The 14,083-nt window shown below is 62.3% G+C and carries 9 protein-coding genes; 6 read left to right on the forward strand and 3 right to left on the reverse strand.

Annotation, left to right across the window (positions count from 1 at the left end; translation table 11 throughout):
• Positions 1-493: 493 nt before the first annotated feature.
• Together DWY03_RS00850 and DWY03_RS00855 are read left to right on the forward strand one after the other, a co-directional pair.
• The gene (locus tag DWY03_RS00850; RefSeq protein WP_117639792.1) at positions 494-1,537 is read left to right on the forward strand and encodes a M42 family metallopeptidase; all 1,044 of its coding nucleotides are present in this window, start codon (positions 494-496) and stop codon (positions 1,535-1,537) included.
• A 264-nt stretch (positions 1,538-1,801) separates the two neighbouring features.
• Positions 1,802-3,052, forward strand: coding sequence for a DNA-binding protein (locus DWY03_RS00855; protein ID WP_117839704.1), 1,251 nt, complete (start codon positions 1,802-1,804; stop codon positions 3,050-3,052).
• 8 nt (positions 3,053-3,060) lie between these two features.
• Here DWY03_RS00855 and mnmA read toward each other — a convergent pair whose 3' ends face one another.
• Both mnmA and cysK read right to left on the reverse strand, forming a co-directional pair.
• A complete protein-coding gene (mnmA, locus tag DWY03_RS00860; RefSeq protein ID WP_197032761.1) occupies positions 3,061-4,161 on the reverse strand; it encodes a tRNA 2-thiouridine(34) synthase MnmA in 1,101 nt (366 codons plus the stop codon).
• Positions 4,162-4,342: 181 nt separating this feature from the next.
• Positions 4,343-5,281 carry a cysteine synthase A gene (gene cysK, locus DWY03_RS00865; RefSeq protein ID WP_055250951.1) on the reverse strand — a complete coding sequence of 313 codons (939 nt, stop codon included), beginning with the start codon at positions 5,279-5,281 and terminating at the stop codon, positions 4,343-4,345.
• Positions 5,282-5,534: 253 nt separating this feature from the next.
• Here cysK and DWY03_RS00870 point away from each other — a divergent pair, with 253 nt between their 5' ends.
• On the forward strand, positions 5,535-5,963 hold the full coding sequence (locus DWY03_RS00870) for an Rrf2 family transcriptional regulator (RefSeq protein WP_117564502.1): 429 nt from the start codon (positions 5,535-5,537) through the stop codon (positions 5,961-5,963).
• 140 nt (positions 5,964-6,103) lie between these two features.
• On the opposite strand, the gene DWY03_RS00875 is transcribed toward DWY03_RS00870, so the two are convergent.
• Entirely contained in the window at positions 6,104-6,469 is a 366-nt protein-coding gene (locus tag DWY03_RS00875; RefSeq protein WP_055250947.1) for a phage holin family protein, read from the reverse strand.
• A gap of 324 nt (positions 6,470-6,793) precedes the next feature.
• Between DWY03_RS00875 and DWY03_RS00880 the strand changes: the two genes are divergently transcribed.
• The 3 genes from DWY03_RS00880 (at position 6,794) to DWY03_RS00890 (ending at position 14,062) form a co-directional block, all read left to right on the forward strand.
• The gene (locus DWY03_RS00880; protein ID WP_022094855.1) at positions 6,794-7,093 is read left to right on the forward strand and encodes a YerC/YecD family TrpR-related protein; all 300 of its coding nucleotides are present in this window, start codon (positions 6,794-6,796) and stop codon (positions 7,091-7,093) included.
• A 186-nt stretch (positions 7,094-7,279) separates the two neighbouring features.
• Positions 7,280-10,432: a PD-(D/E)XK nuclease family protein gene (locus DWY03_RS00885; RefSeq protein ID WP_117839705.1), complete on the forward strand. Its 3,153-nt coding sequence runs from the start codon at positions 7,280-7,282 to the stop codon at positions 10,430-10,432.
• 3 nt (positions 10,433-10,435) lie between these two features.
• Positions 10,436-14,062 (forward strand): UvrD-helicase domain-containing protein, encoded by a 3,627-nt coding sequence (locus DWY03_RS00890; protein ID WP_117839706.1) that lies wholly within the window; start codon positions 10,436-10,438, stop codon positions 14,060-14,062.
• The last annotated feature ends 21 nt before the right edge of the window (positions 14,063-14,083 follow it).

A 14,083-nucleotide genomic window follows, 5' to 3' on the forward strand; every position in this document is an offset into this window, starting at 1 on the left:
CAAAACCAAGGCATGCTGCCCGCTGCGGATAGGTGGTGCACTTCTCAGCGTGCATTTTTGGGAGTATTCAGCAAGCTCTGAAAAATGCATAACGTTGTGAATGGGCCGCAGTGGCCCGCAGACGCCCATCGACAGCCCTTGTGGGCGGGCTATCGATGAGCGGAGGGGGCTGCCACCGCGTTTTTGGTTTGCGACGACCTGCAACACTGCTGTAACCGCGTCGCTTTGCCGTTTGCGATGGGGCTGACGGGGTCCACGGTGCTGAATACTCCGTATTTTGCACGGTCCAAGGTGGGGTACCCTGAGACGAAGCAAATAGATGCCTCATATTTATGCAGATACCGATAGGATTTATGCAAGATTGGGACTGTAAACCGAGCGCGTGCACAAAACCGGTGCGGGGACGTCTGGAGTCGGCTCGGTTTCTAGAGTATTGCACGTGCAGAAAGGTTAAAATCGGGGCTCGGTCTTAGTTTTACTTGGAAGGATGCATATGGCTTCTAATGTTGATGCTTCTCTAGAGGAGACGCTCTCCTATATTACTGACCAGTTGAAGACGCTGACTTCTATTGCTTCACCTACGGGCTATACCCGTGCGGCTACTGACTATCTAATGGAAACGTTGCGCGATATGGGCTTTGGCCCCGAGCGCTCCAATAAGGGCAACGTGTTGGTTGAGCTTGGCGGCGAGGGCGAGCCGCTCGTATTGGCGAGCCATGTCGATACCCTGGGCGCCATGGTGCGCTCCATCAAGGACAATGGTCGCCTGCGTCCCACGACGCTTGGCGGGCATCAGTGGTCTACGGCCGATGGCGAGAACTGCACCGTTTACACGCGCGATGGCAATGTCTACACGGGTGTGGTTCTCAATACCGAGCCTTCGGCGCATGTGGCCGATGAGCCGGTCAAGACCATCGAGAAGAACATGGAAATCCTGCTCGACGAGAACGTCGACAGCAAGGACGACGTGCTCGAGCTGGGCATTCAGGCTGGAGACATCATCGCTATGGATCCGCGCACCACGGTGACGGAGAGCGGCTACATCAAGAGCCGCTTCCTTGACGACAAGCTGTCCGCGTCGATTCTGCTGGGTCTGGCTCGCGCCGTTGCTGACGGCGAGGTGACGCTCTCGCGCAAGGTGTCACTGCTCTTTACCGTGTACGAGGAGGTCGGTCACGGCGGCGCCTTTGTGCCGGCCGACACGCGCGAGATGATCAGCGTGGACATGGGCTGCGTGGGCGACGATCTGGGCTGCACCGAGCGCATGGTTTCGATCTGCGCCAAGGATTCGGGCGGTCCGTACAACTACGACCTGGTGACGACGCTGTCCAACATCGCGCGCGAGCTTGAGCTCGACTACGCGATCGATGTGTATCCGCACTACGGCTCCGACGTCGAGGCTACGCTTTCGGCTGGTTACGACATTCGCCACGGCCTGATCGGTCCCGGCGTGTACGCGAGCCACAACTACGAGCGCAGCCACATCGACGGCGCGCGCAATACCTACGAGCTCGTTCGCGCCTACGTTCAGCGCTAGGGGAAGCGGTTCATAGCTTGGCTGACCAATTGCTCTAAGGCCCGATTGCTCGGGCCTTTTTTCAATTCAGTCCGTTTAGTATTATCCTGTATAAGATAAGTTATTTTAACGCGTGAAATACTTAACGAGGTGATGCGGCGCATGGATACATCGGAATACTTATCTATGGGTGATGCCGCCCGTCTACTAGGCGTCACAAAGGCTCGCATATCGCAACTGGCGGCATCCGGAACGCTCGCATGCAATACTGTGGGTGGACGGAAGATGGTTGAGTATAATTCCGCGATCGCCTATCAAAAGGTCCGCAAACGAGGGCGCCGTCCTGCAGCCGATGTGGGGCGCAAGTTTACGCTGATGTCGGCCGACCATGAGGTCGCGCATGTCTCATTTGATCCGACGCGCGAGTTTCCCTTCGAAATCGCCGAGGTCCTCGATACGCAACGAATGCCGTTTGACACGTGTTCGAGCTTTTCTCCAACGGTGAATAAGCGGGAGCTCAACGCGTGGTGGGGGCATCGGTCGGTGCCCGATGTTCGCCCTGGGCTTATCTCGCGCTACCGCGAGCTGGGGGTTGTCAGCGGCGTTGAGGTGCCGGTTCAGTGCCTGGGCCTCTCGCTTTCGGATTGCTATTGGCTGCGGCCGACCGATTGCGACGAACTCAAATGGCAAAACATCAATTACTTCGAGAATGATTTTGAGCGGTCTGCGCCCGAGGGGCGTTCGGGTTGGCTGGAGGGCATCGGCCTTAAAAACCCCGACAACACGTCCGAGGGCGAGCTCCCTAAATCATGGGTGATCCGCCGCGGCGTTCGCGTCTTGGCTAAAGGATGCGGCATGGATGACCAGCGACCCTTTAACGAGGCGGTTGCAACGGCCCTGCACCGTCGCTTGCTGTCGGAGGGCGAGTTTGTTCCTTATACGGTTGAGCGGATGTTCGATGGCCCTGTGTGTCTGTGCGATGACTTTCTTGATGGCCGCGAGGAATACGTTCCAGCCGTTTACGTTAAGAACGCCCTTGGCGGTCAGCGAGGAAGCTCGACGTACGACCGGTACTGCCGCTTCCTTGGTAAGCATGGAGCAGACGAGGCTGCCGTGAGAAGGTCTATGTCGCAGATGATCGTTTGCGATGCCCTTTTGGCCAACAGCGATCGCCATTGGCGAAACTTCGGCATCATCCGCAATGTCGATACCTTGGAGATAAGGCATGCACCGCTGTTCGATAGCGGCAACTGCCTGTGGTATAACGTGCCAACCGCTGTGCTCGTAGCTGGAGAGTTTGGGTTTGCCGCCAAGCCGTTTGGACCCGACCCTTCCGTCCAGCTGGCGCTTGCGGATTCGCTCGATTGGTTCGATTCATCGCGGCTCAACGGATTTGTTGATGAGGCGATCGAGATTCTTTCGCAGAGCGAATGGGCCACGGCGGAGGGTCGACTCGAGGCCATCCGCCGCGGCCTCGAGCGTCGCATAATCGAGGTTGGTGCCGCTGTTGAGGTACTTCGACACGTGCAGCGATAAACCCGCGGCTACTTAAGTGCGCCGGTCACGGTGCCCCCGCCCAGGACGACGTCGCCGCGGTAGACGACGACGGCCTGGCCGGGGGCGATGGCTCGCTGCGGCTCATCAAAAGTCAGCAGCATTTGTCCGTCGGCGCCACGTGTAAGGGTCGCCGCCTGGTCCTTTTGACGGTAGCGGTACTTGGCGCCCACGCGAATGCCGCCGGCATCGAGCTTTGCCTCCATGCGGTCGGCAGGGGCGCTCCAGATCCAGTCGTTGGCTGTGAGCGCTGTGGCCGTCAGGTCCTCGGCCTCGCCCAGATGCACGGTGTTGTTGGCGGCGTCGACGCCCGTCACATACACGGGATGCGCCATCGCGACACCCAGGCCCTTGCGCTGGCCGATGGTGTAGCGCAGCGCGCCGTTGTGGCGCCCGACCACGCTGCCGTCGCGCCATACGATATCGCCCGGTGTAGCGGGATGTCCGCACCGACGCTCGATATAGCCCGCATAGTCGCCATCCGCGATAAAGCAGATGTCCTCGCTTTCGGCCTTCTTGGCGTTGGCAAAGCCCTGCTCGGCGGCAATGCGGCGCACGTCGTGCTCCTTGTCCAGGCCTGCCAGCGGAAAGATCGTGTGCGCCAGGCGCTCCTGCGTAAGCGAATATAAAAAGTAGCTTTGGTCCTTTTTAGGGTCCTCGCCGCGATGCAGCTGCCGGGTGCCGTCTGCCGCTTGGCTTGTTTTGGCGTAATGGCCCGTGGCGATGTAATCGCAGCCCATATTGAGTGCCGCATCGAGCAGCGCGCCAAACTTAATATGGCGGTTGCAGATGATGCACGGGTTAGGCGTCAGCCCCTCCTGGTAGGCGTTCACAAAGCGTTCGATCACGTTGCGGTCGAAGGTTTGCTGCAAGTCGAGCACGTGATGGGGTATCCCCAGGCGCTCGGCGACGGCCTTTGCATCGGCGATGTCGCGGTCGACCTTACTCATGCCCGTGGTGGGGTCGGGTGCGGGGCAGGTGAGGCGCATGGTAGCGCCGACACATTCGTAGCCCTGACTTTTTAGCAGATACGCGGTCACGCTGGAATCGACGCCGCCGCTCATGGCGACGAGCACGCGCTTGTTGTGCATGGGGAGGTTCTCCTTGGTGGCATATGGCCAAAAAAGAAAAGCGGCGCGGGAGGCTGGTTCCGCGCCGCAGACATTGTAGCAAGTTCGGACGTCTCGTGGGACATCCGAACGAGATGGGCTCAGGCTGCCAGAAGAGAGGGGAGACCGGCGTGCCTTGGACTCGTTCTAAGAACGAGAAGCTCTAGTCCTGGAAGAGCGCCGTAGACAGGTAGCGCTCGCCGGTGTCGGCGAGCAGCGCCACGATGGTCTTGCCCTCGTTCTCGGGGCGCTTGGCCAGCTGCAGTGCGGCCCACACGGCGGCGCCGGACGAAATGCCCACGAGCACGCCCTCCTTGTGGCCCACGGCGCGGCCGGTGGCAAAGGCGTCGTCGTTCTCGACGGGGATGATCTCGTCATAGACCTGGGTATCGAGGACGTCGGGCACAAAGCCGGCGCCGATGCCCTGGATCTTGTGCGGGCCGGCCTGGCCCTTAGAGAGCACCGGGGAGGTGGCGGGCTCGACGGCGACGACCTGAATCTCGGGGTTCTGCTCCTTGAGGAACTCGCCCACGCCGGTCACGGTGCCGCCGGTGCCAACGCCGGCGACGAAGATGTCGACCTTGCCGTCGGTGTCGTCCCAGATCTCGGGGCCGGTCGTGGCCTTGTGGATGGCGGGGTTGGCGGGGTTCACAAACTGGCCGGCGATGATGCTGTTGGGGGTCTCCTTCTGCAGCTCCTCGGCCTTGGCGATGGCGCCCTTCATGCCTTTGGAGCCGTCGGTGAGCACGAGCTGTGCGCCGTATGCCTGCATGAGCTTGCGGCGCTCGACGGACATGGTCTCGGGCATAGTGATGATCACCTTGTAGCCGCGGGCCGCCGCCACCGAGGCGATGCCGACGCCGGTGTTGCCACTCGTGGGCTCGATGATGGTGTAGTCGCCACCGCGCACGAGCTTGCCGGCCTTCTCGGCCTCGTCAATCATGTTCTTGGCGACGCGGTCTTTGACGGACCCGGCGGGGTTGAAGTATTCCAATTTGACGAGCACACGGGCCTTGAGGTCCTCGTCGGCCTCGAAGTGGGTGAGCTCCAGAAGCGGGGTGTGGCCGATAAGCTGATCGATGGACGTGTAAACATTGCTCATGGTGAACCTCCAAAGTGTTCAAATGACTGGATACCGTGTGGTTTTACGGTGTGTGTGGCAGCGAAACCCACAAACCTTATAGGTTGTTCGTTTTGCTGTTGGCAAGCATAGTAGACACCAAAGCCTAGTAACGCAATAGGAAATAGAAGATTATTACGAGTCGATTAACCATCTTGACGGGAATAGGTATTTTCAAAACCAATTTTTCGGCTAGAATTTCTACGAATTAAAAGACCGAAAGGCAGCTATATATATGTTGGTTTCCACAAAGGGCAGATATGCCCTGCGCGTTATGGTCGACCTGGCCGAGCACCAGGCGACAGGCCGTATCCCGCTTAAAGAGATTGCGGCGCGTCAGGGTATTTCGGAGAAGTACCTCGAGAATATTCTGGCTACGCTCGTGCGCGCCAACATGCTCTCGGGCATGCGCGGCAAGGGCGGCGGCTATGTGCTCACGCGCCCGCCCGAGCAGTACACGGTGGGCGAGATCTTGCGCCTGACCGAGGGCAGCCTGGCGCCGGTCGCCTGCCTGGATGGCGACTGCAAGGGTTGTTCGCGCTCTGACGAGTGCCCCACGCTCGACGTGTGGAAGAACCTGGACAAGCTTATCAACGACTACCTCGACGGTGTGACGCTCGATCAACTTGTCGCTCCCAACGAAGGCTACGACTACGTGATCTAGCCCACCTGCCATTTGGGGACGGGGTGGAAATGGCAGATTCTCTCGCCCTTTGAGACTTGGCAAATAAGAAGGCCGCCCATTTTTGTGATGGGCGGCCTTCGTTTTGGGCTGTTGAGACGGGCGCGGCCGGAATGGCCGTTTTAGCCCTCGGCGATGCTGTCGAGGATGCTGCGCATGATGGACACCAGGATGCTGCCCATAAAGGCCGATCCAAAGCTGGCGATGGAGATGCCCGCGCCCAGCAGATTGACCGACAGATAGCTGGCCAGCTCGAGCATAAAGCTGTTGACTACGAGCTGAAAAATACCCAGCGTAATGATCGTGAGCGGCAGCGAGATAACCGTCAGGAACGGCTTGACGAGCGAATCGACGATGTTCAGGAACAGTCCCACGAAGGCGAAACAGACCCAGGCCTCGGCAAAACCGAAGGGCTGGATGCCGGGGACGAGGAACGTGGCAATCGCGATGGCGATCGAGGTAAAGAGCCAGTTAAGCATAAAGCGCATGGTGTGAATCCTTTCTTGCGCAGGGTGCGTCGGTGTCGCGTGAAGCGGTTTGCTGCGGCAGCTTGGACGGCCGCTCGGGTGTGCCGCCTTGTTCGGCCGCCCATTGTCTCAGATATTCGTGGAGCTTACGTGCGCATTCGGTTTCAAAACGGCGTTCGTCCTAGAAAACGCGCCGCTGGCAGAGAGTTTTGTCGCTTTAGTTTGGTGGTGTGCTAAACTGCTACGGGCAAAAGCCACAGGCGTTGCCCTATTGCATAGAACGGGCGAACGATGCCCGATGTCAGTATCAACTTCGATGCCTTTTGGCGGGTTTGGCGGTGATCGATGAATATCGAGAACATGTTTGACAAGCCTGATGTCAAGCAGCTGGTCCACGCATTTAGTCTTTTGGATGACGAGAAGGATATCCAAGCGTTTTTGACCGATATCTGCACGCCGCGCGAGATCTGCGATCTATCGCAGCGTCTGCAGGTTGCGCGTTATCTGGATGAGGGCGAGCCTTATGTTGAGGTTCAGGCCCGCACCGGCGCTTCGTCCACTACGGTGAGCCGCGTTTCAAAGGCACTCAACGGCGAGTACGGCGGCTATCGCAAGATCCTCATCAAACTGGAGGATGGCGAGTAGGCCAGCGGCAACAAACGAATTGCGCAGAACCGTCCCTTCGGGGGCGGTTTTTGTGTGTCGAAATTGATCCCTTGGGGACGGAGGAAAACGGATCATCGAGGGGATCTGGTGCATTGGGGTCAGGTTGTCCGTGCAGGCGGGTAGGATAGATGCGTTGAATATTGCGAACGGTTTGAGTGGAGGACCATGCCTGTTCGAATCTATACCACTAATGCCGGCACGGATTTGAGCGATGCCGAGGCGGCGCTGCTGGCCGACCTGGCTGCCCGCCACGGGCGCGCTGTTCTGTTGGCGCCAACATTTGCCGAGCTCGACCTGTGCCGTCATGATGCGGCAGAAGCTGGGGTTTCGCTGGGTATCGACTACAAGACGCCCACATCGTGGCTCCGCTCGCTGTGGGAGCTTATGGGCGATGGCCGCAGCTTTGTGGATAACCTTCAGCGCCAGATGCTGTTCTCGGACATGATCGACCGCCGCGACGACGCTGCTCTGCAGCCGCTCTCGCGCAGCCAAGGCATGGTACGCATGCTTGCGCGTATGGCCCGCGACGTGTTGCCGGGCGTGGCGGGGACGGGCGACGAACGCCGTCGCGATGCCGCCGCTCGGCCCGAGCCCAAAAGCGACGCCGAGGCCCGCGTGTTCGAGCTGTTGAGCGCCTATGCGAGCGGCTTGGATCGTCGAGACATGGTCGAGCCCTGCGAGGCGGCTGACCTTATGGCCGAGGTGCTGACAGACAACCTTCCGGCGTGCACCCGCGCCGTCTGCGTGCGTGGGGTCACGTCGTTTACGCATAGCCTGCTCGAGCTGTTGTCGGCCGTGGCGAGCAGCGGGGGAGAGGTTGTCGTGCTGCTCGCTTGCGAGCAGGCGGCGATGCGCGAGGACCTGGCTGCCGCCTTTGATGCCCGCGGTGTGCTGTTTGAGGCCGCCCCGTTGGGGGAGGACGCCGGCGCGTCCGAGACCGCTTCTGTGCCTGCTGCTCAGCCTATTTTTATAGAGGTGGCCGGCCCCCATGCCCGCGCCCGCGCTTATGTGGATGCTCTCGAGAACCTGGTCACGGCATGTGATGAGTCCGTGTCGCGCGACGGCGCCGCGACAAACTCCGACCCCACGCGCGTGCTCGTGGTTTCCGCCCGGGCACCCCAGCTGTTCGGCGAACTCGCTGCCCGTTTGGCGGCGCGCCACGTTGCTGCCGAGACGGCCGAGTTCACGGCGTTTTCCCAATCCATTGCGGGCAGGCAGTTCACGGCGCTCGCCAATCTGATCGAGCGCATGAAGGCCGCCGACGAGGGCACCGCCTCCAAGACCGAGTGGTGGCCCGCCCCGGAGCTTACTGACTGGATCTACAGTCCGCTTTCGGGCGCCGATGCCGCCAGCGCGCGAACCTTCGATAAGAACATGCGACTGTCGCGCAGCAAGACCACTGCGGGCGTCAAGAGCCTGCTGCAGAGCGTGCAGGGCCAGGTGAGGGGCGCGCGTAAAGCGGCGAGCGACGAGAACTGGTTTAAGAACGTGCCGTGCGTGGTCTCGGACGTGTTCCAGGCGCTGTGGCGCGACAAGCCCGTGACGGCGCTCAAGGCCATGCTTGCCGTTGCCGAGGCACTGCCCGATCGCGCGCTTGGTGGTCTCGACGGTCAGGCCCGTCGCCAGGCGGAGGTGGCCCTGCTGCGCCACGGGATCGACATCCTTATGAACGATGCTCGCGCGCTCGACGTGTCGCAGGCCGCGACCGTGCCCGTGCTCGATGACATTCGCACCAAGGTGGACAAGCGTAGCGCCGCCTACGATTACGAGACCTACGAGGTTGACCGTGCGCCACGCGCCCAGGTTCGCTTTGCTTCGCTTGCCGATGCGGCGGCCCTGCGCCCCGGCAGCTACGATGCCGTGCTGTTTGCCGACGTCGACCTGGACAGTTATCCGCTCTCACATGAGGAGGGCCCGCTGGCAACGCTGACGGCAGAGTTAGATCGCAGCGGTGTGACGCTTGAGCCTGCGGCCTTGCTGCGCGCACGCTTTGGCCGCGCGATACAAGCGTCGCGTGGTCCGGTTACGCTCGCCCGTGTGACCCACGATCGTCAGGCGCGCGAGTGCTATCCGGCGGCCGTGTGGACCGAGTTGCGGGCGCATGCCGAGGCCGCTAACGATGCTAAGGCCGCTGACGCCGACAAGGCCGCTGACGACGCTAAGGCCGTTGGCGCCGACAAGGCGAAGTGCGTGGGTGAGGGCGATATCGTAAGGGACTTCGATCCCGCGGCAGGCGAAGGTCTTAGGCGCGAGCGCGTGACCTGCGAAGCTCCTCAGCATCTGAGCGATGAAGCCATTCCGTATTTGGTCCTGCGTCGTCGCGATGGCGAGGGCGAGGATGCGCCGCTGGTGCCGCGCCTGACGTCTGCCTCGCAGATCGAGGCCTATTCGACCTGCCCGCTATGCTGGTTCGTCTCGTACCGCGTGAAGCCCCAGTCGATCGACGCTGGCTTTGGCAATATGGAGAAGGGCAACTTTGTCCACGACGTGCTGGAACACTTGCATGCCCGTCTGCCCCAGGAGGGCATGGAGCGCGTGACGCCCGAGAATCTGCCGCGCGCTCAGGAGCTGCTGCGCGAGATCTTTGACGAGACGTTGGCCGAGCACGCCGGCAAGCGAGGCACGGAGGGCCCGCTTGTGCCGCTCTCCCCGGTGGAGGAGCGGCAGGTGGCCGAGATTTTGCCGCAGCTGGAGGGCGTGCTTGCCTACGAGTCCGAGGCGCTTGCCCCCTTTGCTCCGCGCTATCTGGAGTTTGCCTTTAACGATCTTAAAGTTGAGTATGCCGGCTGGCCGCTCGGCGGGCGCATCGACCGCGTGGATGTGGATGCCGAGAATCGCGCCGTGGTAATCGACTACAAGCATCGTTCGGGTGTCGAGGAGTTTAAGCTCGCCGACCCCACGGTTCGCGACGAGGAGTCGGGTGAGGCCCCCATCGATGATCCGCGCTGGCTACCGCCCCATACCCAGACACTCATCTACGCGCAGGCCATGCGCCGGGCGCTGGATTTGGACACCCGCGCGGCGCTCTACTTTTCGACCAAGGGCGGCAAGCCGGCGTTGCGCGGTGCCGCGAGCGCCGAGCTGCTCGAGGAAGAGCGCGGTGACGGCCGCATTCCGGGCCTTAAGAAGGGCTTTCCGGGCGAGGGCGGCAACATGGACTTCGATGCGCTGCTCGACCGCGTGGAGGCCGGCATCGCCGAGCGCTTGCGCGAACTCGAGGCGGGCGACGTCGCCGCTGTCGATCCGACGTCGGCGCAGGCCGCGCATGCGCGCTGCTCGTATAACCACGAAGGAACGTTTGTAAGGAGGGACGTGTAGACCATGGATCTTTCGACTTTGATGCCGCAACAGCTGCAAGTCGTCAAAACGCTCGACCGCCCGCTGTTTGTCTCGGCGGGCGCCGGTTCGGGCAAGACCTTTACCCTTACGCGCCGCATCGTCTACGCGCTCTCGCCCGAATCCGGTCCGTTTGTCGAGCATCTGGACCAAGTGCTCGCCATTACCTTTACCAAAGACGCTGCGGCCGAGATTCGCGACCGCGTGCGCCGTGCGCTTATCGACGAGGGGATGGACGAGGAGGCCCTGACGGTCGACGACGCTTGGATTTCGACCATTCACGGCATGTGCTCGCGCATCCTGCGCGCGCATGCGCTGGAGCTGGGCATCGACCCCGAGTTCACGGTGCTTACCGATACCGATGAGCTTATGGATCAGGCTGTTGAGCATGTGCTGGGGCGCGCGACGGCGCCCGATGCCGCGTCCGAGCTCGCCGCTTCGCTCAAGGCCCTCTACGCTTGGTATCCCATGGCGGGCGAGGGCGGGCAGTTTGGCGCCGGTACCACCATCAAAGGCCTGGTGCGCGACCTGCTGGAGCTCTCGAGCCAGCTGCCGGGCGGGATGGACGATGTGTGCGTGGCGCGTGGCCAGGCCGACACCTCGGCGCTTGCCGATGCCTATCGTGCGGCGCTGGGCGCAAGCAAGGCCACGACCGAGAAAGCGCAGGTGGCGCTCGAGGCCATCGACGCGTTCGAGGCGAGCGGCAAGACCATGGCGGATGTGGCGCGGCTCATGATGTCATGCAGCATGCCTCGGGCGAGTAAGATGTTCCCAAAGGAGAATGTCGAGCTTCTCAAGGCAGAGGCTGCCGACACGTTCGTCAATATTGTGCTGGCTTGCGGTGACCCGGCACTTGATGCGCTGACGGGGCTTGCCCGTGCCGTAGAGACGGAGTACCGTGCGCTCAAGGCTGACCAGTCCGCACTCGACAATAACGATCTGTTGCGCATGGCATACGAGGCGCTGCGCGATTATCCCGCCATCCGAGCCGCCTACGAGGGCCGCTTTAAGATGGTCATGATTGACGAGTTCCAAGATACCGACCAGATGCAGGTCGATCTGATTCGCTATCTGACGGGCGCGGGGGAGCGCGCGCTGTGCACCGTGGGCGATGCGCAGCAGTCGATCTACCGCTTCCGTGGCGCCGAGGTCGAGGTATTCCGTCGCCAGGAGCGCAAGGTGGGCTCCTCTGCTGCGCCCGAGACGGCTGCCGTCTCCGATGTCCCCGCCGGCGAGCTCGTCAAGCTCGTGCGCAACTTCCGCAGCCACGATGAGGTGCTGCGCTATGTGGCGCGCGTCTTTGACGGCGATACTGGTGGTTTGATGCAGGGGTTCTTGGATCTTGAGCCGAGTGACGATCGCGAGGACAAGCTCAAGGCAAAGGCTTCGCGCCGCCAGGCGGTCTTCGTTGCCGGTGGCAGCACGCAGGAGCGAACGCAGGCGAAAGCTCGTGCGATTGCCGAGCGTTTCCGCGCGCTTGCCGATAAAGAACAGCCCCAGGGCAGCATGGTCCTGCTGCTGGGTCGCATGACCAACGCCGATGTCTATGCGCAGGCCTTCCGCGACCAGGGGCTCGACTGCGTCATCGCGGGCGGCTCGGTCTTTGCCCAAGCAGCCGAGGTGCAGACGGTGCGCGCCCTGGTGTGCGCGCTTGCCAATCCGGCCGATACGGCGCAGGGCCTTATGCCGCTGCTGGCCTCGCCGATGTTTGCGCTCGGCGCCCAGGAGTTCCTGGCGCTGGCGACCAAGCTCGATAGCGAGACGGGTGAGACCTCGCGCCGGAATATCGACGCGGGCATCATGAGCGATTTCGACGTGCCGGGCTTGCAGGGCTTGCCGCTCGTGACGCGCGCCCGCGAGGTGCTACGCTACGCACTTCGTCGCGTGGGGCGCGATTCGTTCGCCGCCGTCGCGCGCGACGCGGTCAATGCCTCCGGCTGGTTCGTGCGCCTGGCGCAGCGCGGTCCCGAGGGCAAGGCCATTGCCGCCAACGTGCTCAAGGCTCTCGACGCCGTGGCCGAGGCGGAGGCCGAGTTCGGCAACTCGCCGCGCTCCATTGCGCTCGCCTTCGACCGCTTCTTGGCGGGCAAGGAGGCCCCGGGCGCGCTCAACGAGGAGGGTGACGGCGCGGTACGCATCATGACCGTGCATGCGTCCAAGGGTCTGGAGTATCCGGTCGTGGCGGTCGCCGAGTGCTTTGGCGTGCGTAAGTCCTCGGGTGCGGCGCAGATGGGTCGCGTCGACGGTGGGGCGCAAGTCGTGGCGCTGCCGGCTCGTTTCGATGGCGTTAAGCTTGCCGACGGGACCTTCGTGAAGGGCGATGACGTCAAAAAGCAGTTTGAACACGCGTTTAAGGGCAAGGGCACGTCGCTGTGGCTGCCGCCGGAGCTTATGGAGGACGTCTGCGCGACGGGCTCTCCCGCCGAGGCGTTTGCCCGCCTGCGCAACGCCGACCTGCAGCTTTCGCTCGAGGAGCGGGCTCGTCTGCTCTATGTCGCCATGACGCGAGCGCGCGAGTTGGTCATTTTGGCGATGGACGCCGGCGTGAGCCGCGGCAAGGTGACGGCGCCGACCTTCGATGTCGAGACGGATCTGACCTACGACGTGCTGCGCCGCATCCTGCCGACCGACAGTCTGGACATGCCGCAGCTCGATAGCGACCGTTTGGTGTTCGACAACTCCCAGCCGGGCGACTACGAGCTCATCTCGCTGTCGGACTTTACGTTTGGCGAGCAGGCGTCTGAGGCTAACGCTTCGCTGGATGCCGAGGGCAGGCTTGTTCGCGGCGATGTCGATGTCGCTGATAATGCTTCGCGCTCAACTGTGCCCGGTCCTGCCGACCCCAAGGCCGATTCATTTGAGCTTGTGTATCCCCAGGCAGCGGGCGTGCGCATGGGCATCTGTCCGTATCCGATGCGTGACTCGTATAGCTACTCGTCAATCGCCGCGGCGCTGCATGCCGAGGCCGAGGACCGTGCCGCCGAGACGCGCGTGCCCATGGACGAGGCTGGCGATGATGCGGAGTCGGATGGCTCGGAGATGACGGATGCAGACGTGGCCGCCGTTGAGCCTGCCGGCAACCCCATGGCGCTGGGCTCGGCGTTCCATGCCGCCTGCCAGTGGCTGATCGAGATGGGTGCCGATGAGCTGCCCGCCGCGCGTGCCGATGCGCTGGCGCGTCTGTGGCGCCTGACGCCGGAGCAGCGCGAGCGCTTCGACGTCGCCCTGGACCGCTGGCTCAAGTCGGCTGTTCGTGCCGACCTGCTCGCGTGGCCGTGCGTTCGTGCCGAGGTACCATTCTTCTCGCTGGGTTGCGAAGACGAGGACATTGCCCGCTACGGTGCATATGCCGAGGGCGCCATCGATGCACTGGCCACCGACCCGGCCGATCCGTCGCGCGCGCTGGTCATCGACTACAAGACGGGTGGCACGCCGGACGAGACGCCGGAGGAGCTGCAGGAGAAACACGCCTTGCAGACGCGCGTTTACGCCGACGTTCTGCACAAGGCGGGCTTTGAGGCCGTGACCGTCAAGTTCGTTCGCGTGGAGCAGGCGAATCCAACCATCTTCGTCGAACCCGCCGAGCCTCAGGTAGTCACCTACAACCTCTAGCTCAACCGGAGCTGCCCACGC

Source organism: Collinsella sp. AF23-2 (genome assembly GCF_003459245.1).
Taxonomy (GTDB): Bacteria; Actinomycetota; Coriobacteriia; order Coriobacteriales; family Coriobacteriaceae; genus Collinsella.

Bases quoted from the DNA above. Each gene is read 5' to 3' on its own strand.
- DWY03_RS00850 (WP_117639792.1), top strand. From the start codon at position 494: ATGGCTTCTAATGTTGATGCTTCTCTAGAGGAGACGCTCTCCTATATT.
- DWY03_RS00855 (WP_117839704.1), top strand. From the start codon at position 1,802: ATGGTTGAGTATAATTCCGCGATCGCCTATCAAAAGGTCCGCAAACGA.
- mnmA (WP_197032761.1), bottom strand. From the start codon at position 4,161: ATGCACAACAAGCGCGTGCTCGTCGCCATGAGCGGCGGCGTCGATTCC.
- cysK (WP_055250951.1), bottom strand. From the start codon at position 5,281: ATGAGCAATGTTTACACGTCCATCGATCAGCTTATCGGCCACACCCCG.
- DWY03_RS00870 (WP_117564502.1), top strand. From the start codon at position 5,535: ATGTTGGTTTCCACAAAGGGCAGATATGCCCTGCGCGTTATGGTCGAC.
- DWY03_RS00875 (WP_055250947.1), bottom strand. From the start codon at position 6,469: ATGCGCTTTATGCTTAACTGGCTCTTTACCTCGATCGCCATCGCGATT.
- DWY03_RS00880 (WP_022094855.1), top strand. From the start codon at position 6,794: ATGAATATCGAGAACATGTTTGACAAGCCTGATGTCAAGCAGCTGGTC.
- DWY03_RS00885 (WP_117839705.1), top strand. From the start codon at position 7,280: ATGCCTGTTCGAATCTATACCACTAATGCCGGCACGGATTTGAGCGAT.
- DWY03_RS00890 (WP_117839706.1), top strand. From the start codon at position 10,436: ATGGATCTTTCGACTTTGATGCCGCAACAGCTGCAAGTCGTCAAAACG.